Annotated in this window: 24 protein-coding genes and 1 pseudogene; 15 read left to right on the top strand and 10 right to left on the bottom strand. The window is 68.5% G+C overall.

Features of this window, described 5'->3' with window-relative positions:
* Positions 1-15: 15 nt before the first annotated feature.
* The 3 genes from BM060_RS21715 to BM060_RS21705 form a co-directional block, all read right to left on the bottom strand.
* Positions 16-960: an ABC transporter substrate-binding protein gene (locus tag BM060_RS21715; RefSeq protein ID WP_074982876.1), complete on the bottom strand. Its 945-nt coding sequence runs from the start codon at positions 958-960 to the stop codon at positions 16-18.
* 12 nt (positions 961-972) lie between these two features.
* Positions 973-2,061: an LLM class flavin-dependent oxidoreductase gene (locus tag BM060_RS21710; protein ID WP_074982874.1), complete on the bottom strand. Its 1,089-nt coding sequence runs from the start codon at positions 2,059-2,061 to the stop codon at positions 973-975.
* Between the two features lie 510 nt (positions 2,062-2,571).
* Positions 2,572-3,468 (bottom strand): LysR family transcriptional regulator, encoded by an 897-nt coding sequence (locus tag BM060_RS21705; RefSeq protein ID WP_074982872.1) that lies wholly within the window; start codon positions 3,466-3,468, stop codon positions 2,572-2,574.
* 113 nt (positions 3,469-3,581) lie between these two features.
* Between BM060_RS21705 and BM060_RS21700 the strand changes: the two genes are divergently transcribed.
* The 3 genes from BM060_RS21700 to BM060_RS21690 all read left to right on the top strand — a co-directional run bounded on the left by BM060_RS21700 (position 3,582) and on the right by BM060_RS21690 (position 6,139).
* Positions 3,582-4,187 (top strand): 3-mercaptopropionate dioxygenase, encoded by a 606-nt coding sequence (locus BM060_RS21700; RefSeq protein ID WP_043268807.1) that lies wholly within the window; start codon positions 3,582-3,584, stop codon positions 4,185-4,187.
* On the top strand, positions 4,184-5,767 hold the full coding sequence (locus tag BM060_RS21695; protein ID WP_074982870.1) for a rhodanese homology domain-containing protein: 1,584 nt from the start codon (positions 4,184-4,186) through the stop codon (positions 5,765-5,767). Before BM060_RS21700 ends, BM060_RS21695 begins: the two co-directional genes overlap by 4 nt.
* Positions 5,768-5,887: 120 nt before the next feature.
* Entirely contained in the window at positions 5,888-6,139 is a 252-nt protein-coding gene (locus BM060_RS21690) for a hypothetical protein (RefSeq protein WP_074982868.1), read from the top strand.
* 6 nt (positions 6,140-6,145) lie between these two features.
* On the opposite strand, the gene yedA is transcribed toward BM060_RS21690, so the two are convergent.
* Complete coding sequence (yedA, locus tag BM060_RS21685; protein ID WP_074982932.1) at positions 6,146-7,033, bottom strand: drug/metabolite exporter YedA; 888 nt, start codon at positions 7,031-7,033, stop codon at positions 6,146-6,148.
* Between the two features lie 167 nt (positions 7,034-7,200).
* Between yedA and BM060_RS21680 the strand changes: the two genes are divergently transcribed.
* Positions 7,201-7,647 carry an Lrp/AsnC family transcriptional regulator gene (locus BM060_RS21680; protein WP_009613218.1) on the top strand — a complete coding sequence of 149 codons (447 nt, stop codon included), beginning with the start codon at positions 7,201-7,203 and terminating at the stop codon, positions 7,645-7,647.
* Between the two features lie 438 nt (positions 7,648-8,085).
* Here the strand turns inward: BM060_RS21680 and BM060_RS21675 are convergent, their stop codons facing one another.
* Positions 8,086-9,366, bottom strand: coding sequence for an acetyl-CoA C-acetyltransferase (locus tag BM060_RS21675; RefSeq protein ID WP_074982866.1), 1,281 nt, complete (start codon positions 9,364-9,366; stop codon positions 8,086-8,088).
* A 167-nt stretch (positions 9,367-9,533) separates the two neighbouring features.
* Between BM060_RS21675 and BM060_RS21670 the strand changes: the two genes are divergently transcribed.
* Entirely contained in the window at positions 9,534-10,889 is a 1,356-nt protein-coding gene (locus tag BM060_RS21670) for a 3-oxoacyl-ACP reductase (protein ID WP_074982864.1), read from the top strand.
* A 443-nt stretch (positions 10,890-11,332) separates the two neighbouring features.
* Here the strand turns inward: BM060_RS21670 and BM060_RS21665 are convergent, their stop codons facing one another.
* On the bottom strand, positions 11,333-12,325 hold the full coding sequence (locus BM060_RS21665) for an AraC family transcriptional regulator (RefSeq protein ID WP_043268798.1): 993 nt from the start codon (positions 12,323-12,325) through the stop codon (positions 11,333-11,335).
* Positions 12,326-12,537: 212 nt separating this feature from the next.
* Between BM060_RS21665 and BM060_RS21660 the strand changes: the two genes are divergently transcribed.
* The 9 genes from BM060_RS21660 to BM060_RS21620 all read left to right on the top strand — a co-directional run bounded on the left by BM060_RS21660 (position 12,538) and on the right by BM060_RS21620 (position 17,413).
* Complete coding sequence (locus BM060_RS21660; RefSeq protein ID WP_074982862.1) at positions 12,538-13,395, top strand: MaoC family dehydratase; 858 nt, start codon at positions 12,538-12,540, stop codon at positions 13,393-13,395.
* Positions 13,396-13,443: 48 nt separating this feature from the next.
* The gene (locus tag BM060_RS21655) at positions 13,444-13,752 is read left to right on the top strand and encodes a MazG-like family protein (RefSeq protein ID WP_043318744.1); all 309 of its coding nucleotides are present in this window, start codon (positions 13,444-13,446) and stop codon (positions 13,750-13,752) included.
* Entirely contained in the window at positions 13,745-14,497 is a 753-nt protein-coding gene (locus BM060_RS21650; RefSeq protein ID WP_074982859.1) for a methyltransferase domain-containing protein, read from the top strand. Before BM060_RS21655 ends, BM060_RS21650 begins: the two co-directional genes overlap by 8 nt.
* A gap of 58 nt (positions 14,498-14,555) precedes the next feature.
* On the top strand, positions 14,556-15,146 hold the full coding sequence (locus tag BM060_RS21645) for a DUF4136 domain-containing protein (RefSeq protein ID WP_074982857.1): 591 nt from the start codon (positions 14,556-14,558) through the stop codon (positions 15,144-15,146).
* Between the two features lie 120 nt (positions 15,147-15,266).
* Positions 15,267-15,830 (top strand): DUF4136 domain-containing protein, encoded by a 564-nt coding sequence (locus tag BM060_RS21640; RefSeq protein WP_074982930.1) that lies wholly within the window; start codon positions 15,267-15,269, stop codon positions 15,828-15,830.
* Positions 15,827-16,312, top strand: a complete 486-nt coding sequence (locus tag BM060_RS21635; RefSeq protein WP_074982854.1) for a GNAT family N-acetyltransferase — start codon at positions 15,827-15,829, stop codon at positions 16,310-16,312. The genes BM060_RS21640 and BM060_RS21635 overlap by 4 nt, the downstream gene beginning before the upstream one ends.
* Positions 16,299-16,673 carry a DsrE family protein gene (locus BM060_RS21630; protein ID WP_043318751.1) on the top strand — a complete coding sequence of 125 codons (375 nt, stop codon included), beginning with the start codon at positions 16,299-16,301 and terminating at the stop codon, positions 16,671-16,673. The genes BM060_RS21635 and BM060_RS21630 overlap by 14 nt, the downstream gene beginning before the upstream one ends.
* Entirely contained in the window at positions 16,670-17,134 is a 465-nt protein-coding gene (locus BM060_RS21625) for a glycine cleavage system protein H (RefSeq protein WP_074982852.1), read from the top strand. Before BM060_RS21630 ends, BM060_RS21625 begins: the two co-directional genes overlap by 4 nt.
* A gap of 72 nt (positions 17,135-17,206) precedes the next feature.
* On the top strand, positions 17,207-17,413 hold the full coding sequence (locus tag BM060_RS21620) for a hypothetical protein (protein WP_009613244.1): 207 nt from the start codon (positions 17,207-17,209) through the stop codon (positions 17,411-17,413).
* A gap of 7 nt (positions 17,414-17,420) precedes the next feature.
* On the opposite strand, the gene BM060_RS21615 is transcribed toward BM060_RS21620, so the two are convergent.
* The gene (locus tag BM060_RS21615; RefSeq protein WP_074982850.1) at positions 17,421-19,046 is read right to left on the bottom strand and encodes a methyl-accepting chemotaxis protein; all 1,626 of its coding nucleotides are present in this window, start codon (positions 19,044-19,046) and stop codon (positions 17,421-17,423) included.
* 190 nt (positions 19,047-19,236) lie between these two features.
* Between BM060_RS21615 and BM060_RS21610 the strand changes: the two genes are divergently transcribed.
* Positions 19,237-19,911, top strand: a complete 675-nt coding sequence (locus BM060_RS21610) for a M15 family metallopeptidase (protein ID WP_083426807.1) — start codon at positions 19,237-19,239, stop codon at positions 19,909-19,911.
* A 544-nt stretch (positions 19,912-20,455) separates the two neighbouring features.
* Here BM060_RS21610 and BM060_RS33595 read toward each other — a convergent pair.
* The 3 genes and pseudogenes from BM060_RS33595 to BM060_RS21590 form a co-directional block, all read right to left on the bottom strand.
* Positions 20,456-20,542: pseudogene (locus BM060_RS33595) on the bottom strand (LysR family transcriptional regulator); the annotation flags it as partial.
* A gap of 8 nt (positions 20,543-20,550) precedes the next feature.
* Positions 20,551-22,836 (bottom strand): ATP-binding cassette domain-containing protein, encoded by a 2,286-nt coding sequence (locus BM060_RS21595; RefSeq protein ID WP_174672448.1) that lies wholly within the window; start codon positions 22,834-22,836, stop codon positions 20,551-20,553.
* The gene (locus BM060_RS21590) at positions 22,833-23,297 is read right to left on the bottom strand and encodes a MarR family winged helix-turn-helix transcriptional regulator (protein WP_074982848.1); all 465 of its coding nucleotides are present in this window, start codon (positions 23,295-23,297) and stop codon (positions 22,833-22,835) included. Before BM060_RS21590 ends, BM060_RS21595 begins: the two co-directional genes overlap by 4 nt.
* Positions 23,298-23,755: the final 458 nt, after the last annotated feature.

The following is a 23,755-nucleotide window of genomic DNA, read 5'->3' as shown; positions in this document are numbered from 1 at the left end:
GGTTGCGTCCTGTGTTCAGTGGAAGGCGTTGGCGAAGGAGGGGTCGATCACGCTGGCGGTGTCGAAGGCCTTGGGCAGCGCGCCGGTCTGCAGCAGGAAGTCGACGGTGCCCTGGTAGTCGGCGGCGGCCTGGGCGTCCACCGGGCCGACGCTCATGCCGGCCTGGCCGATCCAGTGGCGCGACACGGCCGGGTCGAGGTTGGCCTTCTTCGCCCAGATGTCGGCGTACTGCTCCTTGTGCGCCTCGACCCAGGCCCGGGCCTTCTGCAGGCGGCCGAGGAAGTCGGCGATCTGCGCGCGCTTGGGTTCGATGGAAGCGGCGTTGGCGGCGATGCTCGACAGCCCCGGCATCAGGTCGCGGGCGGTGAGGATCGGGCGCGCGCCGGAGAACACGATCTGCTGCGAGATGTACGGTTCCCACACCGGGAAGGCGTCGATGCTGCCGCGCGGCAGGGCGGCGGCGGCGTCGATGGGCATGAGCTTGACGAAGTCGACGTAGTCGCTGGGCAGGCCGGCCTTCTCCAGCGCGCGCAGGGTCAGTTGCTGGCTCCAGGCGCCGGGCCAGTATGCGACCTTCTTGCCCTTGAGGTCGGCGATGCTCTGCACCGGCGAGTCCTTGGGCACCAGCAGGGCGATGGTGTCGGGGTTCTGCCGCGACACGCCGATCAGCTTCACCGGCGCGCCCTTGGCGGCCAGGAAGATGAACCCGGAATCGCCGAGGAAGCCCAGGTCCAGCGCCCCGGCCTGCAGCCCCTCGGCCACGGGCGCGGCGGACTGGAAGTGCTTCCAGTCGACCGTGTAGGGCGCACCTTCGAGCACCCCGGAGGCCTCCATGGAGGCGCGCACGTTGTAGTAGTTCTGGTCGCCCACGCGCAGCGTCGGCAGGTCGGCGGCCTGGGCCAGGGGCGCGCCCAGCAGCAGCGCGGCGAAGGTGGCGCGCAGGCGTCGTTTCAGGTTCATCGGTGGGGCTCCTCAGCCGGCGCGGCGCAGTTGCGGCAGGCGGGCGATGTGGTCGTGGATGGCGGGAATCAGGCCCTGGCCGTAGCGCACGGCGTCGCCGAGCGGGTCGAAGCCACGGATCAGGAAGGTGGAAACGCCCAGGCGGTAGTACTCGCCCAGGGCGGCGGCGACCTGCTCGGGAGTGCCGACCAGGGCGGTGGAATTCCAGCGCGCGCCGGTCAGCCGGGCCACGCCGGTCCACAGTCGGGTGTCGAGCACCTCCCCCTGTTGCGCGGCGGCCAGCAGGCGCTGCGAGCCGACGTTCTGCGGCTGGTGGTCGTGCAGCGGCAAGCCCAGGCGCTCGCGGTTCTCGCGCACCTGTTCGAGCACCTCGGCGGCGCGTTTCCAGGCGGCTTCCTCGGTGTCGGCGACTATCGGCCGGAACGACACCGAGAAGCGCGGCTCTCGGCCCTGGGCCCGGGCGGCGGCGCGCACCCGGCGGATGTGGCCGTCGACGGCGGCCAGCGGCTCGCCCCAGAGCATGTAGGTGTCGGCGTGCTTCGCGGCGACCTCGATGGCGGCGTCGGAGGAGCCGCTGAAGTAGATCGGGATATGCGGCTTCTGCCGCGGGCGCACGGCCGGCGAGGCGCCCTGGAAGCGGTAGAACTCGCCGGCGAAGTCCACCGGGGCCTCGGCGGTCCAGATGCGCCGCAGGGCGTCGAGGTATTCGTCGGTGCGGGCGTAGCGGCGGTCGTGGTCGAGGTAATCGCCGTCGCGGGCCAGGTCTTCGTCGTTGCCGCCGCTGACCACGTTCAGGGCCAGGCGGCCGTCGCTGAACTGGTCGAGGGTGGCGAGCTGGCGCGCAGCCAGCGGCGGTGCGATCACTCCGGGCCGGTAGGCCAGCAGGATGCCCAGGCGCCGGGTGGCGGCGGCGACGAAGGAACTGACCACGGCGCCCTCGGCGGCATTGCTGAAGTAGCCCACCAGCACGCGGTCGAAGCCGGCGTCCTCATGGGCCTGGGCGAAGCGCCGGACGAAACCGGCGTCCACCGCCTCCCCCAGCGGCTGGTCCACCTCGGAACTCGGGGTGGCGGTGATCATACCGAGAATTTCCACGCTCACTGTGTTGCCCTCGCCTGGGCCGCTGCATAAGGGCGGCGGCTTTCGTTATAAGAAAAACGTCTTGATGGACGTTGTTCTTAGAAGCTATAGGCAAGCACTTCATGATGGAAATTCATTTTTGGCATATTCTAATATGCTAATTACGCATATTCAGAGTTGGGCAAGTTGCGCGGGGGAGGTTTTTTGCTTTTGTAGGAGCGAGCTTGCTCGCGAACAGAGTTTCCCGGTCATGCCGGTATCAGGCATGAGAGCGCCCTCTCCCTAACCCTCTCCCTGAAGGGAGAGGGGACCGTTGGGCAGGGTTTGATGTTATGGCGTCAGCCGGCAACCCCCGCGGTTTCCGGCTGAAACCACTTCCTCTCTCGGCACGGACAAGCCCCCTCTCCCTTCAGGGCGGGGCGCGCAGCCGAGGGCTGGGGAGAGGGGACGGAGTCGACCTGAGACGACAGCGCTGCCGGGAGAGTCTGTTCGCGAGCAAGCTCGCTCCTACAGGGGGCGAATGAGTAAGACTCACCCCACCCGCATATCCAACCCATCAGCCACCGCATCGCCGAACAACCGCGCCGGCGCCTCCAGGTTGCCCAGCAAGCGCGGCCGCACCAGCCAGAGCTGGATCAGCGGCTGGAAATCCTCCAGCTGCAACACCCGCAGCTGCTCCCGATAACGGCTGCGCGCAAGAGCCGGCGCCGGCACCAACCCGAGGCCACGCCCCTCGGCAACCAGACCCAACTGCAGCTCGCTACCGAAGGTCTCCAGGTTCAGCTGCAAGCCCAACCCCTGGTCGGCCAGGGCGCGCTGCAGGCCGGCGCGGAAGCCGCAGCCGTCGGGGTTGAGCACCCAGCCGTGCTGGTAGCAGTCGAGCAGACGGCGGGCCTGCACGTCGTTGTCGCGGGCGGCCACCACGCACAGCTCCACGCGGCCCAGCGGCGTGGCGCCGAGGTCGTCGGGGAACACCTTGCTCGGCGGGAACAGCACCACCGCCGCGTCCAGCTCGGCGTTCTCCAGCCGCGCCAGCAGGTGGCTGCCCCAGCCGCTGCTGACCTGGGCGCGCAGCTCCGGGTACTCGCCGGCCAGGCGCCGCAGCGCTTCCAGCAGCACCACCTCGCCGATGCTCTGCGGCACGCCCAGGCGCAGCACGCCGCTGGGCGCGGTGTCGCTGGCCACCAGTTCGCGCAGCCCGTCCACCTCGCGCAGCACCCGGCGGCACTGCTCGTAGACGCGCAGGCCGGCGGCGGTGGGCTTGAGCGGCTTGGTGTTGCGGTCCAGCAGTTCCACGCCCAGGGCTTCCTCCAGGCTCTGTACCCGGCGGGTGATGGCCGACTGCGTCAGGCCCAGGCTCTCGGCGGCCTGGCTCAGGGAGGCGTTGCGGATCACCGCGACGAAGGCGTCGATGTCGTCGATCTTCATGGGGCTGGCACCAATTGCATTTCTCGCATATTAGCTTAGATTCAAAATGCATTTCAGGAATAAAAACGCGTTTGCTACCGTACAGCCAGAACCTTCCGGAGTGAATACGCCGCATGTCCGCCCCCCTGCGTTTCGACCGCCTGCGCCAGTTCATCGGCGACCTGGCCAGCCTGCTCGACGAACATCCCGACGAAGCCACCCTGCTCGCCAGCGCCCGCCCGCTGCTGGCCGAGCTGGTGCGCCATGACGACTGGCTGCCCGAGGCCTGCGCCCAGCCCGACGCGCAGCGCTACCAGCAGTACCTGCTGCACGCCGACTCGCAGCAGCGCTTCTCGGTGGTCAGCTTCGTCTGGGGTCCGGGCCAGCGCACGCCGGTGCACGACCACCGCGTCTGGGGCCTGATCGGCATGCTGCGCGGCGCCGAATACTCGCAGCCCTTCGCCTTCGCCGCCGACGGCAGCCTGCAGCCGGCCGGCGCGGCGCTGCGCCTGGAGCCGGGCGAGGTGGAGGCGGTGTCGCCGCGCATCGGCGACATCCACCAGGTCAGCAACGCCTTCGCCGACCGGCCGTCCATCAGCATCCACGTCTACGGCGCCAACATCGGCGCGGTGCGGCGTGCCGTCTATACCGCCGAGGGTGAAGAGAAGCCCTTCATCTCCGGCTATTCCAACAGCCAGTTGCCCAATATCTGGGACCTGTCGAAAGAGAACCCCGCATGAGCCAGATCGCCCGCCGTACCTTCCATGACCTCCGCGCCGCCCTCCTCGCCCGCCGCGAGCTGGCGCTGCTCGACGTGCGCGAGGAAGACCCCTTCGCCCAGGCGCACCCGCTGTTCGCCGCCAACCTGCCGCTGTCGAAGCTGGAGCTGGAGGTCTACGCCCGCGTGCCGCGCCGCGATACGCCGGTCACCGTCTACGACGACGGCGAAGGCCTGGCCGAAGTCGCCGCGCAGCGCCTGTTGGCGCTGGGCTACAGCGACGTGGCCGTGCTCGACGGCGGCCTGGCCGGCTGGCGCGCTGCCGGCGGCGAGCTGTTCAAGGACGTCAACGTGCCGAGCAAGGCCTTCGGTGAGCTGGTGGAAGCCGAGCGCCACACCCCGTCGCTGGCCGCCGAACAAGTGCAGGCCCTGCTCGATGCCAAGGCCGACGTGGTGGTGCTGGACGCCCGCCGCTTCGACGAATACCAGACCATGAGCATCCCCGGCGGCATCAGCGTGCCCGGCGCCGAGCTGGTGCTGCGCGTCGCCGAGCTGGCGCCCAGCCCGGCCACCCGCGTCATCGTCAACTGCGCCGGGCGCACCCGCAGCATCATCGGCACCCAGTCGCTGGTGAACGCCGGCATCGCCAACCCGGTGTCGGCGCTGCGCAACGGCACCATCGGCTGGACCCTCGCCGGCCAGCAACTGGAACACGGCCAGGCGCGGCGCTTCGGCGAAGTCTCCGCCGCCACCCGCGCAGCCGCCGCCCAGCGCGCCCGCGCCGTGGCCGACCGCGCGCGGGTGGCGCGCATCGACCTGGCCGGCCTGCGCCAGTGGCAGGCCGAAGGCGCGCGCACCACATACCTGTTCGACGTGCGCACCGCGGAGGAATACGAGGCCGGCCACCTGCCCGGCTCGCGCTCCACTCCCGGCGGCCAGCTGGTGCAGGAGACCGACCACGTCGCCAGCGTGCGCGGCGCGCGCCTGGTGCTGGTGGACGACGACGGCGCGCGCGCCAACATGAGCGCTTCCTGGCTGGCGCAGATGGGCTGGGAGGTGGCGGTGCTGGACGGCCTGTCCGCCGCCGACTTCAGCGAACGGGGCGCCTGGTCCGCACCGCTGCCGCAGCAACCGCAGGCCGAGACCATCGCCCCGCAGACCCTGGCCCAGTGGCTGCGCGAGCCGGGCACCCGGGTGCTCGACTTCACCGCCAGCGCCAACTACGTGAAACGCCACATTCCCGGCGCCGCCTGGGCCCTGCGCAGCCAGTTGAAAGAAGCGCTGGCGCAGCTGGGCACGGCCGAGCGCTACGTGCTCACCTGCGGCAGCAGCCTGCTGGCGCGCTTCGCCGTGCCGGAAGTGCAGGCCCTGAGCGGCAAGCCGGTGTTCCTGCTCGAAGGCGGCACCGCCGCCTGGGTCGCCGCGGGGCTGCCCACCGAGGAAGGCGAGAGCCTGCTCGCCGCGCCGCGCATCGACCGCTACCGCCGTCCCTACGAGGGCACCGACAACCCGCGCGAGGCCATGCAGGGCTACCTGGACTGGGAATTCGGCCTGGTCGAGCAGCTCGGCCGTGATGGCACCCACGGCTTTTTCGTCATCTGAAACCCCGCCATTTCGCGACGTCTGTCGGTGAGTGGCGAAAAAATGACCACCTGTCGGCTGTCCGGGAAAGTGATGGGAATTTTGACGTTCCGGGGTGTCTTAGCCTGCAGAGGTGCCACCATGAACGTCACCCACCGCTACGCCATCCACTACCGCCTGCGCGAACAGCCGCGCCGGCTGATCCACGAGTGGTCCGAGGAACCCAACGAATTCCTCGCCCTGCTCCAGGTGCTGCTGCACCTGGCGCAGGAGACCGGCGAAGACCCCACCGGGCTGACCGACGCCCCCCTGGACCCCAACCTGATCCCCAACCTGCGGCACAGCGCCGACCGCGTCGGCGTCAGCCGCGTGCGCATCGTCCCGATCAACTGAGCCGGCTCAGGCCGCCTCGCGCCGCCGCCACTGCGGCAGGCTGATCAACACCACCGCCCCGATGATCACCGCCATCGCCAGCGCCTCCGGCCAGCCGATGTGCTCGCCGGCGAACGCCACCCCGAGCAGCACGGCCACCGCCGGGTTGACGAAGGCATAGCTGGTGGCCGCCGCCGGACGCACGTTGGCCAGCAGGTAGACGTAAGCGCTGAAGGCGATGATCGAACCGAACACCACCAGGTAGCCCAGCGCCAGCCAGCCGCGCACATCCGGCATCTGCTGCAGGTGCTCGCCGGAAAGCTGGCTGCCCAGCAGCAGCGCGGCGCCGCCCACCAGCATCTCCAAGGCGCTGGCCATGGGCCCGGCCGGCAGGTCCAGACGCCGGCTCCACACTGAACCGAAGGCCCAGGCCGCGGCGGCGAAGAGAATCAGCGCGGCGCCCGCCGGGCTGCCCTGCAGGTTGGAGCCGAGGTTGAGCAGCACGATGCCGCACAGCCCAAGGCCGATGCCGCTCCACTCCAGCAGGCTGTTGCGCTGGCCGAACAGGCGCGCGAACACCAGGGTGAACAGCGGCACCGTAGCCACAGCCAGGGCGGCCACGCCCGAAGCCACGCCCCAGTGCTCGGCCACCGTCACCCCGCCGTTGCCGCAGCTGAGCAGGAGCACGCCGATGGCCCCGGCGTTCAGCCACTGCCGCCCGCTGGGCAGCGGCGCGCCGCGGTACAGAGCCCAGGCCAGCAGCAGCGTCCCGGCGATGACGAAGCGGCAGCCGGCCATGAGCATCGGCGGCCAGCTTTCCACGCCGATGCGGATCACCAGGTAGGTCGAGCCCCAGATGAAATAGAGGGCGAAGAAGGCGGCGATCAGCGTCAGCGAAACGCGGGCTTTGGGCATGGGCATGACGGACATGGCAGAGGGCTCGACAAGTGGGTCGTAGCGCCTCATTTTATTAAGTGCTTTCAGGCCTTATAAGGCACAGAAAACGCATTATCTGGCGGAACACTTTTCTTTCGATGGATTTTCAAACGCAAAGCCATCGATTCGACAGACGAGAGAAACCGATGGACAAATACGACCGCGCACTGCTCGCCGCCCTGCTGGAAAACGGCCGCCTGTCCTTCGCCGAACTGGCCCGGCGCATCAACCTCTCGCCCCCGGCGGTGGCCGACCGCGTGGCGCGCCTGGAGGCCGACGGCGTGATCACCGGCTACCACGCCAGCGTAGACCTGACCAAGCTCGGCCGCCCGATCCAGTGCCTGATCGAACTGCGCCTGAACGACCACCGCGGCGCCCTGCAACTGCAACGCCTGACGGAAATCCCCCAGGTGCTCGACTGCTACCGGGTGACCGGCGAATCCTGCGTGATGCTGCGGGTGACGGTGACCAGCACCGCCGAGCTGGAAGAGCTGATCGACCAGTTGGCCCAGCACGGGGCGAGCAAGACTTCGCTGGTGCTGTCCACGGCGCTGGATGGGCGGGTGCATCCGGCGATGTTGCAGGGGGGATGAAAGGCTGGAGGCTGGAGGCTTTTCGTATTTCGTAGGAGCGAGCTTGCTCGCGAACAGCCTCTCCCGGCAGCGCTGTCGCCTCAGGTCGACTCCGTCCCCTCTCCCCAGCCCTCTCCCTGAAGGGAGAGGGGGCTTGTCCGTGCCGAGAGAGGAAGTGGTTTCAGCCGGAAACCGCGGGGGTTGCCGGCTGACGCCATAACATCAAACCCTGCCCAACGGTCCCCTCTCCCTTCAGGGAGAGGGTTAGGGAGAGGGCGCTCTAAAGCCCACCTCCCAAGCCCGCCGGCAAGCACCATTCGCGAGCAAGCTCGCTCCTACGAAAAGCCAAAGCCCCACCCTGCGAGCAAAAAAAGAGGCGGCACCGCTCGCACGGCACCGCCTTAAGTCACGGAGTTGCTGTTACATCGTGGGCCGGCCACAGCCGCCCGATGTATTGGATTACTTTTCCACGATCGCGGTCACACCTTGCCCGCCCGCCGCGCAAATCGAGATCAGCCCGCGCCCTTTCCCGGCCGCGTCCAGCAGCTTGGCCAGGTTGGCGACGATGCGACCGCCGGTGGCGGCGAAGGGATGGCCGGCGGCCAGGGAGCTGCCCTTGACGTTGAGCTTGCTGCGGTCGATCGAGCCCAGCGGCGCGTCCAGGCCGAGGCGGGTCTTGCAGTATTCCGCGTCCTCCCAGGCCTTGAGGGTGCACAACACCTGGGCGGCGAAGGCCTCGTGGATCTCGTAGTAGTCGAAATCCTGCAGGCTCAGGCCGTTGCGCGCCAGCAGCCGCGGCACGGCGTAGACCGGGGCCATCAGCAGGCCTTCTGCGCCCTCGCCGACGAAGTTCACCGCCGCCGCCTCGCCGTCGCGCAAATACGCCAGGATCGGCAGGCCGCGTGCCTTGGCCCAGTCCTCGCTGGCCAGTAGCACCACCGATGCACCGTCGGTCAGCGGGGTGGAGTTGGCTGCCGTCAGGGTGCCGCGCGGGCCCCTCTCGAACACCGGCTTGAGGGTGCCGAGCTTCTCCAGGTTGATGTCCGGGCGCAGGTTCTGGTCGCGGGTCAGGCCGCGGAACGGCGTCATCAGGTCGCTCTGCCAGCCCTCGGCGTAGGCCGCGGCCAGCTTGATGTGGCTTTCGTAGGCGAGCTTGTCCTGCTCGTCGCGGGGAATCTGCCAGGTCTGCGCCATCAGCTCGCAGTGCTCGCCCATGGACAGCCCGGTGCGCGGCTCGCCGTTCTTCGGGATGTGCGGCAGCAGGTGGCGCGGGCGGATCTTCAGCAGGCTCTTGAGCTTGTCGCCGTTGGACTTGCCGCGGTTGGCCTCCAGCAGGATGCGCCGCAACCCCTCGTTGACGCCGATGGGCGCGTCGGAGGTGGTGTCCACGCCGCCGGCGATGCCGCAGTCGATCTGCCCCAGGGCGATCTTGTTGGCCACCAGGATCGCCGCCTCAAGGCCGGTGCCGCAGGCCTGCTGGACGTCGTAGGCCGGGGTCTGCGGGGCCAGGCGGGTGCCCAGCACGCATTCTCGGGTGAGGTTGAAGTCCCGCGAGTGCTTGAGCACCGCGCCGGCCACCACCTCGCCCAGGCGTTCGCCGTGCAGGTTGTAGCGCTCGATCAGGCCGTCGAGGGCGCAGGTCAGCATCTCCTGGTTGCTCGCCGTGGCGTAGACGGTGTTGGAGCGGGCGAAGGGAATACGGTTGCCGCCGACGATGGCGACCCGTCGGGTCTGGGTCATGCAAGGCTCCTTGCGGGCTGAGCGGGTTCTGGCGCACAGGCTAACCTTAGCCGGTCCCGTCGCATTGGCCGCCCCGCCATGGCGCAGGTCAGCGCGGTCAATTGCGCGGAACCGGTGCCTGCGTAGAGTGGTCGGCACTTCGAGTATCCGTGCAGGAGCCCCCGTCCATGACCGATCGCTACATCGCCTTCGCCAACTCCAACGTCGGCCGCCGCCTGGTCGGCGCCTTCGGCCTGCCCGCGCCGGTACGCCTGGAACGCTGGAGCGCCGGGCGCACCCGGCCGGTGGACGGCGCCCTGTTGCTGGGCGGGGCGGGCAACCTGGGCGAGGCCGTGCTGGGCTTCAGCCAGCGCCTGACCGACGCCGTCTACGCCGCCGTGGAAGGCCAGTACGGCCTGCCGCGCTGGACCGCCGAGCACGGCCCGAAGCTCAAGGCGATGGTGTTCGACGCCAGCGGCCTGAGCGGCTTCGAGCAACTGATCGAACTGCGCGACTTCTTCCAGGCCACCCTCAAGGGCCTGGACCTGTGCCCCCACGTGGTCATCCTCGGGCGCGCCCCGGAATCGCTGAAAGACCCCGTCGCCGCCAGCGTGCAGCGCAGCCTGGAGGGCTTCAGCCGCTCCCTGGGCAAGGAGATCCGCCGCGGCGGCAACGTGCAGCTGCTGTACGTCGGCAAGGGCGCGGAAGACCAGCTCGAAGGCGCCCTGCGCTTCTTCCTCTCGCCCAAGAGCGCCTACGTGTCCGGCCAGGTGATCCGCCTTTCCGCCTACGCCGGCCAGGTGCAAGACTGGAGCCGCCCACTGGTGGGCAAGCGCGCCCTGGTCACCGGCGCGGCCCGCGGGATTGGCGCGGCCATCGCCGAAACCCTGGCCCGCGACGGCGCCGAGGTGGTGTTGCTGGATGTGCCGCCGGCCAAGGACGCCCTCGACGCCCTGGCCGCGCGCCTGGGCGGCAAAGGCGTGGCCCTGGACATCTGCGCGCCGGACGCCGGCGAGAAGCTGGTGGAAGCGCTGCCCGAAGGCGTGGACATCGTGGTGCACAACGCCGGCATCACCCGCGACAAGACCGTGGCGAAGATGAGCGAGGCGTTCTGGAACTCGGTGATCGACGTCAACCTCAAGGCCCCGCAGGTGCTCACCCAGGCCCTGCTCGACGCCGGCAAGCTGCGCGACGACGGCCGCGTGGTGCTGCTGGCCTCCATCAGCGGCATCGCCGGCAACCTCGGGCAGACCAACTACGCGGTGAGCAAGGCCGGCCTGATCGGCCTGGCCCAGGCCTGGGCCCCGGCCCTGGGCAAGAAGGGCATCAGCATCAACGCGGTGGCCCCGGGCTTCATCGAGACGCAGATGACCGCGGCCATCCCCCTGACCATCCGCGAGGCCGGCCGGCGCATGAACTCCATGGGCCAGGGCGGCCTGCCCCAGGACGTGGCCGAGGCCGTGGCCTGGTTCGCCCAGCCGGGCAGCGGGGCGGTGAGCGGGCAGGTGTTGCGGGTTTGCGGGCAGAGTTTGCTTGGGGCGTGAGGGTGGCGATGATGTGCCGGCTTTGCCGGGGGGGATCGCGGATGAATCCGCTCCTGCACCTCCAGGGAAGCACGGCTTTTCGTAGGATGGTGTTGAGCGAAGCGATACCCATCACCACGGCAGCATGGGTATCGCAAACTCAACCCATCCTACGAAGAGCACCTCGGCGCAAGACAGTTGCCCCTACGATCGTGCTTCCACACGATGACGCCAAACCCACCTGTAGGAGCGCGCCCTGCGCGCGATTCGCGGGCAGGGCCCGCTCCTACAAGGTTAATGCCGAACCTTCGCCCCACGCCGGACAGGCCCGCGGGGCGCGCAGCCGAGGGCTGGGGAGAGGGCGCTCTTCAGGACAAACACCAAAGCCACCGGCAGAACAGCGTTCGCGAGCAAGCTCGCTCCTACGAAAAGCCATGCCCTCCCGTCGCGAGGTTCTTCCCCCCTCAAACCTTCCCGCGCTTGCGGAACTCCACCGGCGTCTCCCCCACCCAGCGCTTGAAGGCGCGGTAGAAGGTACTCGGCTCTGAGAACCCGGTGCGCTCGACGATCACCTCGATACGCTCGTCGGTCTTCAGCAGCAGCTCCTTGGCCAGCCGGCAGCGGTAGTCGGTGACCAGGTCGTTGAAGCGCACCCCGGCCATGGCCAGGCGCTCGCGCAGGCGCCGGGCCGGCATGTCCAGGCGTGCCGCCACCTGCTCCAGGGTGGCGCCGCCGTCCACCAGCAGCTCGCCGATCAGCTCGCGCACCTTGCGCACCAGGTCCAGGCGTTCCACCTCGGCCAGTTGCCGGCGCGCCAGCGACTCGTGCATGCGCAGCAGTTCCGGCGCGGCGTGGCGCGAGGGCTTGTCCAGCACCGCGGCGTCGAAGACCAGCGCGTAGCGCTCTGCCCCCAGGCGCACCGGGCAGCCATAGACCTGGCGATAACGTTCGGCAGGGGCGCCCTCGCCGTGCATCAGCTCCACTTCGTGGGGCCTGAAGTCGCCCTCGGTGAGCGCGTGGAACAGGCGGATCACCGCGCCGGCGAGCATTTCCGGGAAGTGCCGGTTGGTTCCGGCGCTGTGGCCGAGCAGCAGCACGGCGCGCTCGCCCTCCACTTCCAGGCGGGCGTTGAGGGTGTCGGAGAGCAAGCGCACGTAGCGCAGGGCGTGGCGCAGGCCCTCGCCGAAGGTGGCGCTGGAGAGGAACAGGTATTCCAGCAGCAGGCCGTGGAAGGCCGGCAGGTGCCCGGCCAGGTACAGGCCGACGTGCTCCTCGCCGCATTCCTCGGCGGCGGCCTTCCAGAACAGGTTCTGCGCACTATGCGGGAAGCGCCCGGCCGGCAGGGCGCCCGGCGGCAGGCCAACCCGGGCGAGCACACGGTCGGGATCGCTGCCGCTGGCGCGCAGCGCGTCGATCACCGGGCGCATCAGCGCCACATCGTCGGTCAGATCGTGCATGGTATTTATTCTGGTTATCCATGAAGCGGGCCCATCTTAGGCAGCTTTCCTACCGCCTCTCAAGTAACACGCCATGGCAGCGGTCGAATTATCCACAAGCCCCATGCCAGAGCCGCCAATTGACCGGCCTGCCGCCACGCCGCCCCGCCCCGGCCAATGCCCGGCCGGGCCCGGCGGCTAAGCTGAAGGCAATACCGCTCAGGAGATTCCGAATGCCCAAAGACTGGCTGGACCTGTCCGCCCCACCCGCCCTGCCCGGCCTGTTCCTGCGCGCCGCCGTGCGCCGCGGCCTGCGCGGCCGCAGCCTGCCCACCCGCGGCGTGCGCGCGCCGGTGATGGTCGACGCCCGGCACCTGGAGCGCTACCGCCAGGTGTGCGGCTTCAGGAACGACCACCTGCTGCCGCCGACCTACCCGCACATCCTCGCCTTCGGCCTGCAGATGGGCCTGCTCACCGACGCCCGCTTCCCCTTCCCGCTGCTGGGCCTGGTGCACCTGGAGAACCGTATCAGCGTATTGCGCCCGCTCGGCGGCCTGGGCCCGTTCCAGGCCAGCGTGCGGGTGGCCGACCTGCAGCCCCACGACAAGGGCGTGACCTTCAGCCTGATCACCCAGCTGCACGACCAGCTCGGCCTGCTCTGGGAAGGCGACAGCCGCCTGCTGTTCCGCGGCATGCGCCTGGAAGGCACGCCGCCGGAACGCGAGGAACAGCCCGAGCTGCCGCTGGAGCAGATCGACCACTGGCAATGCCCGGCGGACATCGGCCGGCGCTACGCCCGCGTGGCCGGCGACTACAACCCCATCCACCTGTCGGCGGCCAGCGCCAGGCTGTTCGGCTTCCCCCGCGCCATCGCCCATGGCCTGTGGAACAAGGCGCGCAGCCTGGCGGCCCTGGGCGAGCGCCTGCCGGCGGCCGGCTACCAGGTGGAAGTGCGCTTCCAGAAGCCGGTGCTGCTGCCCTCCAGCGTCACCCTGCTGGCCAGCGAGGTGGCCCCGGCCGGGCAGTTCGCCCTGCGCGGCGAGGACGGCCTGCCGCACATGGCCGGCGCCTGGAAACCGCTCGACGCTTGATGCGGCGCCGCTGAAGCCGGAAGCTATGGGGCTCCCAAGGAGCCCCCGATGAACCTCGACGAACTCACCGCGCGCCTGCACGCGATCCGCGACCACAACGATTGGAAGCGCTTCCACAGCCCGAAGAACCTGGCCATGGCCGCCAGCGTGGAAATGGCCGAGCTGGTGGAAATCTTCCAGTGGCTGAGCGAGGACGAGTCGCGCCAGCTGCCCGCCGACAAGCTCGCCCACGCAGGCCAGGAGGTCGGCGACATCGTTCTCTACCTGCTGCTGCTCTGCGCCGAACTGGGCCTGGACATGGACCAGGTGGTGCGCGCCAAGCTGGCCGACAGCGAAAGGCGCTTCGTGCATGGCTGACCGGCATTTCGACGAACTGGCCACGCGCTTCGCCGAGAAGATCTACGGCGGCGCCAAAGGCGCCATCCGCCTGGCCGTGCTGCAGGCCGACCTGGCCGAAGCGCTGCCCGAGCGCCCGCTGCGCGTGCTCGACATAGGCGCCGGCCTGGGCCACATGGCGCTGTGGCTGGCCGAGCGCGGCCACCAGGTGACCCTCGCCGAACCCGCCGCGCCCATGCTCGAAGGCGCCCGCCAGCGCTTCGCCGAGGCCGGCCGCGCGGCCACCTTCATCGAGGCGCCCTGGCAGGCGCTGCTCGGCCAGCTCGACGAACCCTACGACCTGGTGCTGTGCCACGCCGTGCTGGAATGGCTGGCCGAGCCCCAGGCCATCCTCCCCGTGCTGCACCTGCTGACCGCCCGCGACGGCTGGCTGTCGCTGGCCTTCTACAACCGCGACGCGCTCATCTACCGCAACCTGCTCAAGGGCCACTTCCGCAAGCTGCGCAAGCAGCGCTTCGCCGGCGAAGGCCAGAGCCTGACGCCGCAGCAGCCGCTGGACCCGCGCGAGCTGGAAGCGGCCATGGCGGACGCCTGGAACATCGAGGCACGCAGCGGTGTGCGGGTGTTCCACGACTACATGCCGCAGGAATTCCAGCACAAGGCCGAGCCCCTGGACCTAGTGGAAATGGAACTGGCCTACCGCCGCCACCCGGCCTTCGCCGGCCTGGGGCGCTACCTGCACTGGCTGTGCCGCCCGCGCGAATAGGTGCACAATCGCCCCATCACCGTCGTCGCCCGCGCCCCGGCGCGGGCGGGAGCCCCGCATGTTGCCACGCCTGATCCTGCTGCCGCTGCTCGCCGCGCTGGCCGCCTGCCAGAGCCAGAATCCCTACACCAACCAGTCGCTGCCGCCGCCCCCGGTGCCAGCCCAGGCCAGCGCCCCGGGCTTCGATCCCGGCGCCTACCCGGCCGCGCCGCCGGACTACGGCCGCTACCGCTCGTGGAACTGGACCGGCGCGCCCAGCGGCGCCACCACCTACGGCAGCTCGCTGCAGGACGCGGTCAGCGAAGGCCTCGACCAGGTCGGCCTGCGCCCGGCGCGCCCTGGCGCCACGCCGGACCTGCGCGTGAGCGCGCGGGTCAGCAGCGAGCAGCGCACCCGCCAGGTCACCGACTACTACGGCGGCGGCTACTACGGCGGCTGGAACGATCCCTGGTACGGCGCCTCCATCCCGGTGACGCGGACCTACATAGTGCAGGTCAACGTGGTGCGCATCGAACTCTACGACGCCCGCGACAACCACGCCGTCTGGGTGGCCTCGGCCGAATACCAGCCCAGCGGCAACCAGAGCGAACAGGCCCGCGGGCTGCGCGAAGCGGTGCGCAAGGCGTTGTCGGGCTACCCGCCGCACTGAGGCGCTTGTCCGGCTTTCCTGCCAGAAAACTGCGGAATAGGGCCATTTCGAGGCATTCCGCCACTTGCCTTTGCGCACGCTCTGAGCTTCGATGAAGACTCTGTCTGGAGTATGCCGATCATGATCCGCCGTCTGTTGTTGCTGGGCCTGCTGCTGGGCCTGGCCGCCTGTGAGACCGTCAACCTCAACCGCGACTACGATTCCAGCCGCGATTTCGCCGCGTACCGCAGCTGGGCCTGGGCGCAACCGGCCTTCGAATACCGCCCGGACGACCCGCGCATCAAGAGCGACCTCACCGAGCAGCGCATCCGCTCGGCGGTGGCCGACCAGCTCGACCAGCGCGGCCTGCGCCCGACTCAGGGCAGCGCCGCGCCCGACGTGACGGTGCGCGCCTACCTGATCGTCGACCAGCGCCAGGACCAGGTCACCACCTACACCGGCGGCTACTGGAACGGTTATTGGGGCGGCTACTGGGGCGGCCCGGCGATGGCCGAGTCGCGCACCGTGACCTACAAGGTCGCCACCATCCAGGTCGACCTGCTCGACGGCAAGGACGGCAAATTGGTGTGGCGCGGCAGCGGCGAGCAGATCATGCGCAGCAGCCCGCCGACCCCGGCCGAGCGCGAAGCGGCGATCCGCGAGACCGTGCAGAAGGTCCTCGCCCAGTACCCGCCACGCGGATGAGCCTGCAGCATCGCCCCGTGGAAGCCGGCGACCTCGCCGAGGTGGCCGGCTTCGTACGTGATGCCGACGAGCTTTTCTACGCCTACCCCAAGGCCCGGTGGCCGTTCAGTGTCGAACAGCTGGCCGCCGCCGTGGCCGAGCGCCGCGCCAGTACCCTGGCCCTGCTCGACGGCCGCGCCGCCGGCTTCGCCAACTTCTACCAGAGCCTGCCCGGCGAGTACTGCGCGCTGGGCAACATGATGGTCGCGCCCTGGGCCCGCGGGCACGGCGTGGCGCGCTACCTGATCGGCGTCATGGAAGACCTCGCCCGGCGTGACTACGCTGCACCGCTGATGAAAATCTCCTGCTTCAACGACAACGCCGGCGGCCTGCTGCTCTACGCCGGCCTGGGCTATCGCCCGGTAGGCATCGTCGAGCGCCAGACGCCGGACGGCCGCCGCGTGGCCCTGGTGCAGATGGAGAAAGCCCTTGGACCAGCCTGACATCCAGCGCGTGCTGATCATCGTCAGCAGCGGCCCGAGCACCCCGGCGCGCTGCGCCGCGCCCTTCTACACCGCCACCCTGCTGGCCTGCATGGACGCCGAGGTGACGCTCTTCCTCAGCGGCGAGGGCGTGCAACTGGCGCGCCAGGACGTGGTGGACAACCTCTACGCCGCCCCTGGCGGCGAACCGCTCAGCCACTTCATCCAGCAGGCCAAGGAAGCCGGCGCGCGCCTGCTGATGTGCCGCGCCCCCGGCGTGCCCATCGACGAAAGCGCGCTGATCGGCGAAATCGACGAAATCGCCAGCGGCGGCGAACTGGCGCGGATGATCCTCGAATACGACCGGGTGCTGACCCTGTGAAACTGCATGGCCTGGAATTCCCCGACGACCTGCTCTACGCCCCGGACTACAACCTGTGGCTGCGCGAAGAAGCCGACGGCGCCGTGACCCTCGGCCTGAGCGCCTATGGCTGCGCGCTCTACGGGCAGATCTTCGCCTTCACCCCCAAGCGCGACGGCTGGCACATCGAGCACGACCGCAGCTTCGGCGTGGTGGAGTTCGCCAAGGCCGCCTCTTCGGCCCGCTGCCCGCTGGCCGGCACCCTGCTGGTAAGCAACGAGGAAGTGCAGCGCCGCCCCGGGCTGATCAACCTCGACTGCTACGGCGAAGGCTGGATGGTGCGCCTGCGCCCGGACGACTGGGCCGCCGCCAAGGCCGGCTTCGTCAGCGGCCAGGCGGCGCTGGAGGCCTTCGCCGAACGCATGCGCCTGGATGCCTTCGACCCCGAGGGCAACGACGTCCAGGCCCTGCGCCGCGACTGAGCTTAAGCCAGCCATAATCTTCGCCGGCCTAGGCTGTGCGATCCGCAAGCTCCCCCACAGAAGGAGTCCACCATGCCCCGGCTTCCCGCGCTCGTCCTCGCCCTGCTCGCCCTCTCCGGCTGTGCCGGGCAGAGCAGCTACAACCTCGGCGCCATCGAGTCGCCGGTGAAGGAATCCTTCGGCCTCGACGACGTCGAACGGCAGCCCATGATGGGCGCGCAGTTCCAGCAACAGGGCGGCTTCTCGTCCCAGCAGCAGCGCCTGCTGATGGGCCAGTAAGGGCGCCCTAGTCCACCCGGAAGCCCGCCAACTGCTGCTGTTGCTCGACCGCCAGGCGCGCCAGCTCCAGGCTCGCCGCGGCGCTCTGCTCGGCGTTCTCCACCACGCTCTGGATGCTGTCGTTGAGCTGGGTGATGTTCTGGCTGATCTCATGGGCCACCGCCGTCTGCTCCTCGGTGGCGGTGGAAATCTGCGCGTTGCCGTCGGCGATGCGGTCGATGGCATTGGCGATGTGCCGCAGCGCCTCGCCGGACTCGCGCGAATGCCGCACGCTGTCCCCGGCCCGCTCGCGGGATTCCTGCATCACGCCCACCGCCTGGCGCGCGCCGCTCTGCAGCGAATCGATCATGCCGCGGATCGACTCGGTGGCCTTCTGCGTGTTGCTCGCCAGGCTGCGCACCTCGTCGGCCACCACGGCGAACCCGCGCCCGGCCTCGCCGGCCCGCGCCGCCTCGATGGCGGCGTTGAGCGCCAGCAGGTTGGTCTGCTCGGCGATGCTCTGGATCACCCCCAGCACGCTGCCGATCTCGTCGCTCTGGCTGTGCAGGCGGTCGATCACCTCGGCGCTCTCCTGCACCGCCTGCGACAGACGCTCGATGGCGCCCAGGTTGGCCTCCACCAGCTCGGTGCCCTGATGCGCCTCGCGGCGCACGTCCTCGGCCACCCGCGCCATGTCCAGGGCGTTCTCCGCCACCTGCTGCACCGCGGCGCTCATCTCGTGCACGGCGGTGGCGACCATGGCGGTCTGGTCGCCCTGGCCGTTGGCGGCATCGCTGACCTGGGCGCTGATGGCGCTCATCTCCTCCGACGCGCTGGCCAGCTGCACCGAGGCGCCGCCCAGGTGGCGGATCAGCCGCTGGAAGTGTTCGAGCATGGTGTTGAAGGCCTGGGCGGTCTGCGCCAGCTCGTCGCGGCCCACGGCCTCGGCGCGCAGGCTCAGGTCGGAATTGCGCTGCACCGTGGCGATGGTCCGGCCCAGTTGTTCCAGCGGGCGGTTGATCGAGCGGCTGACCAGCAGGCTGAACAGCAGCATGCCGACCAGCACCACCACGGCGATGGCCACGAAGCTGGCCTTCATCGCCTGGTAACGCGCGGTGGAGGCCTGGCTCAGCCTTTCGCCCTCGCGGACCTGCAGCTGGGCCAGCTCCTCCAGCGCATCCCCCAGCGGGTCGAAGGCCGCATACAGGCGCCGGATGAAGCCGGCGTCGCTCTCGCCGCGCAGGCTGCCGTCGGTCTGCGCCTGCAGCGCGTCCACCAGCTTGTCCACCGCGGCCATGCGCGCGCGGATGCCGGCCACCATCTGCTGCTCGGCATCGGTCATCTTGCTGTCCTGCACCAGGCGCCAGGAGTCCGCGATGGTCTTGCGCGCCCCGCCGATGGCGCCGCGCAAATCGTCTACGTCGATCACCCCGGAGCGGTACTTGTGCAGCGCATCCACCATGTTCACCGCATAGGCGTTGGAGATCAGGTTGAGCCGGTTCACCGGGCGCATGCGGTCGTTGAACAGCTCGTCGAAATCATCGTTGAGCCGGTCGGCGTTGTACGCCGCCAGCGCCATCACCCCGGCCAGCACCAGCAGGGGCAGGAACGCCAGCGACAGCAGGCGGGTACGTACGCGGATCTGGTTGAGCATCGCATCTCTCCTGGGCTGCTCGAACTCGTGCGCGGACCGCACAACCGCGATCCGCTCGTCTCGGCGAATGGATCGGCCCACCCGGGAGGAACTGGACCTGAGGATTGAGTAGGAAAAATCCCGCCATTTCGAGAGATGCGTCCCAGGAAAGGGCTGCTAGGGTGAAAGAAACCCCACGCCCGGAGGCCGGATGCTCCGCCACGCCCTCGCCCTGCTCCTGCTGCTGGCCAGCCTCGGCGCCAACGCCGACCAGCCGGCGCAACCCGGCTTCGTCTACCTCGACCAGGTGCTGCAGCACGCCCATTACGAAGCGCGCTACTACAGCGGCGACAACTTCGTCGGCAGCCGCATCGACGGCTACGAAAGCCCACGGGTGATCCTCACGAAGGAAGCGGCCACGGCCCTGGCCGAGGTGGAACGCGACGTCGCCCTGAGCGGCCTGCAACTGAAACTCTTCGACGGCTACCGCCCGCAACGCGCCGTGGCCCACTTCCAGCGCTGGGCCGCAGACCTGGCCGACACCCGCACCAAGGACCGCTACTACCCGCACCTGGACAAGGCGGCACTGTTCCGCGACGGCTACATCGCCAAGAAATCCGCCCACTGCCGCGGCAGCACGGTGGACCTCACACTGGTCGATGCCAGGACCGGCCAGGAACTGGACATGGGCAGCCACTTCGACTTCTTCGGCCCCATCTCCCACCACGGCACCAACCTGATCACCGTGCAACAGACGCGCAACCGCGAAACCCTGCGCAGCGCCATGCAACGCCACGGCTTCGAACCCTACGCCAACGAGTGGTGGCACTACACGTTGAAGCAAGAGCCCTACCCCAACACCGCCTTCGACTTCCCCGTGAAATAGCTAGCGCACGCTTTTCGTAGGAGCGAGGGGGACGCCTAGTTCTTGCTCACGAACCGCCCAAACTCCGCAATCACCGGATAACACGTTCGCGAGCAAGCTCGCTCCTACAGTCAACCCCTCAACCAGGACACCCCATGACCCAGCCCCCACCTTCGACGGCCAACGCTGGAGCAACGCCGAAGCCGACCGCCACCTGATCTTCCGCAACTGGCTGCGCAGCCATCCGCATACCAGCACCTCAAGGAACGGCTCGCCGAGCAGTTCGCTACCGACCGCAAGGCCTACAAGCAAGGCAAGGACGAGCTAGTGGCACGGATACTGGGCAAGGCCCTGCACCAACGACAGGCACAGGGCAGCGACTCAGGCGGGCGGGTACAGGGAGCCAGAACGTAGGATGGGTTGAGCGCAGCGATACCCATGCGGCCGACGTTCTTGTTGATGCCGCAGAGTTGCGCAGCCCTGCGTACCGCCAGACTCTGGACCAGAGTCTCGGGATAGGCTTGCCAGAGGTGAGGTTTTCGCAGTCGCGCCATCGGTGTGCCCGTCGCTCGATATGTAAACGCTCAGCAGCCCGTGAGAAGCGTAGTTCTTCGGCCGCGACCAGGAAGCAGCGCAAGTGCCGAAGCTCCATGTCTCACCTCACCGCGTCCCGGACAAATGGCGCCGAAGAAATGGCCCCGTCACGGATTCCGGATCGCTGATCATCGCTGCGGGCAAACCCTCGAAAATGATCCGCCCGCCTTGCTTGCCTGCTCCCGGCCCCATCTCGATCAACCAGTCGGCATGAGCCATGACATCCAGGTTGTGCTCAACCACGATGACGGTGGCGCCTCGCTGCGTGAGACCGTCGAGAATGGCAAGCAGCCGATCGACATCAGACATATGCAGACCGGATGTAGGCTCGTCGAAGACGTACAGGCTGCCTTCCTCCGCCAATCTGGACGCCAGTTTCAAACGCTGGCGTTCGCCGCCGGACAGGGTGCTCAAGCGCTGTCCCAGCGTCAGATAGCCCAGCCCCACTTTGGAGAGCCGCTGCAAGGGTTCGGAAATGTCCCGGCAGGACTGGAAATGCCGCAGCGCCTGCTCCACCGATAAGGCCAGAACCTGGGCGATATTGCAGCCCTGCCAGGTGATCGCGCGTGCCGCCTCGTTGAACCCCGTGGCGCCACAGGCATCGCACGGCGTTTCCACGCTGTCCATGAAAGCAAGGTCGGTCTGGACCAGCCCCAGGCCCTTGCAGGCCGGACAAGCGCCCTGGGCATTGCTGCTGAACAGGCTGGCGGGTTGGCCGCTGGGCTTCGCAAAGCCCGCGCGAATCTCGTCGAGCACGCAGACGTAGCTTGCCACCGACGAACGCCGCGTTCCTCCCAGGCCTTTCTGATCGATCAGGATGGCCTGCGGGCAATGGCGCGGCAGCAGGCGGTTGACGAGCGTGCTTTTACCGGAGCCGGCAACGCCCGTCACTACGCTCAGCACGCCCGTGGGTATGGATACGCTGACATCGCGCAGGTTGTGCAGCGAAAGGCCATGCAAGGCGATCTGCCCCGTCGGCGCGCGCGGCTCGCGTTTCAGGGGGGTGGCCCGTCGCAGGTAACGCCCCGTCAGGGTATCGGCCTGCCGCAGACCTGCGTAGTCGCCCTGGTACACCACCTGGCCGCCATCCTTCCCGGCGCCAGGCCCCATGTCCACCACATGATCGGCAATGGCGATGACGTCCGGGTCGTGCTCCACCACCAGGACGGTGTTGCCCTTGTCGCGTAGTCCACGCAGCAAGGTGTTGAGTTGGTGGACATCGCGCGGATGCAACCCCACGCTGGGCTCGTCGAAGATGTAGGCGATGTCGGCCAGGCTGCTGCCCAGGTGGCGAACCATCTTCACGCGCTGGGATTCCCCACCCGACAAACTGGCGGTCTCCCGGCCCAGGCTGAGGTAGTCCAGGCCGATGGCGCGCATCTGTTCCAGTCTTTCGACGATGGCTGCCAGCACCGTCGCAACGGATTCGGCGCCGATCGTCCGGATGCAGGCCAACAGGTCGGCAATCTCCAGGCTGGCGCAGTCCGCGATGGACTTGCCGTTGATCTTGCAGGACAGGATGGCCGGATTGAGCCGCGCGCCCCCGCAGTCCGGGCAGCGCTGGCGTGTGATGACGCGGGCAAGCCCCTCGCGCTCGGCGGGGGTCAGGCGGCTGGGCTCATGGTCCAGATAGGCGCGCCGAAAGCGCGGAACAACACCCTGAAACCGCGCCGATGACGGCCATCCGGGCAGCGGACTGCTCACGGCAAGATCGTCGGCATACAGCAGCGTCTGCCATTCGTCCGGGCTGTAGTCGGCCAGCGGCTTGTCACAATCGAACAGGCCGGAGCAGGCATAGCGTTTCCAGCGGAACGTGCCGCGGGCAAATGTGGGGAATCGGATCGCCCCCTGGTTCAGGGACTTGCTGCAGTCGAACAGAAGGTCAAGGCCCAGCTCGTCCACCCAGCCCAGCCCCTGGCAGGTCGGGCACATCCCCTGCGGGTGATTGAACGAGAACACATTCGAGTAGCCCACGAAAGGCTGGCCCAGGCGCGAGAACAGCAGCCGCAGCAACGGCTGTATGTCGGAGGCCGTCCCTACCGTCGAGCGCGCATTGCCGCCCAGCGGTTTCTGATCGACCACGATGGATGCTGGCAGATTGCGCAAGGCGTCGGCCTGCGGCTGGCCGTAGTGCGGCAGCCGGTGCCGCACGAAGGCGCTGTGGCTTTCGTTGAGCTGGCGCTGGGACTCGGCCGCGATCGTGTCGAACACCAGTGAGGACTTCCCCGAGCCGGATACGCCGGTGAACACCGTAAGGCAGTGCTTGGGAACCTTCAGGGTGACGCTGCACAGGTTATTGTTGCGCGCGCCGATGATCTCCATGTCGCGGTACGGGGTGTGTACGGGGCTCACGGGCGCGTTTCCTGTTCGGCGTCATGCGCGGTCAATGCCGCGCTGACCTTCTCGCAAAGCTCCGTAAACATGGCCTGCTCACCGGGCGTCAGCGCGGCCATGGCGCACTGTGCCGCGTCGCGCCTGCCTGTGGCGGCGCGCACGAGGAAGTCGCGCCCTCGCCGCGTCAACGCGGTGACCTGCTCGCGACGGTCCCCGTCGCCCTGCATTTGCTCCACCAACTTGAGGTCCTTGAGCACGCGCAGGGACTTGGAGATGCCGGTACGCGCCGCGCCCAACTTGTCACCCAGCAGCGAGGGTGTCATGGGGCCTTGCAGGCGCAGCAGTTCCAGAATGTCGTACTGGGCCCAACTCACCGCCTCGGGCGTGTAGCGGGTGCGTCGCGCCACGAGGATGCACTGGAGGTGCGAGAGTGCATTCTCCAGAGCACCGGGTTCTTCGTCGGGCTGAACTGTGGTCATGGAAATACAACAAGTTGCTTTAATGCAACTTGACTCAAGTGGATTCAGGTATATTTTACACATATGATTTCCATATGGAAATCATATGTGTAATCTGTGCTGCCTCCCCAACTGCCAAGAAACCACGCCATCGCGCACTGGGGCGGCAGCTTGCCGCCCCGGTCGCTACTCGATCGCCGGCTTCCGCGGTGCCTTCCATAGCCCTTCGGCCACGCGCTCCACAGGGATCGAGCCTGGTGCGCTACAACACCGGTGTCATCGGTATCGTTCTGCTGAACAATTACTCTACTGCCGAAGATTGAGGAGACCTCATCGCTGTCGCCCGTCAGGTTGCGGAGAAGGCAGGCATCACCACTGCCGACTTCAGCACAAGCGCCACCGAATCAAGGAACAAAGGAAGAAGCCCTAACAACGACGATGAACCTGCGCACCGGCCCGAACGTCGAACGACAGCCCCT

This window comes from Pseudomonas citronellolis (assembly GCF_900112375.1).
Lineage (GTDB): Bacteria > Pseudomonadota > Gammaproteobacteria > Pseudomonadales > Pseudomonadaceae > Pseudomonas > Pseudomonas citronellolis.
The sequence above is the reverse complement of the archived record's forward strand: the minus strand, read 5'-3'. Positions and strand labels throughout refer to the sequence as shown.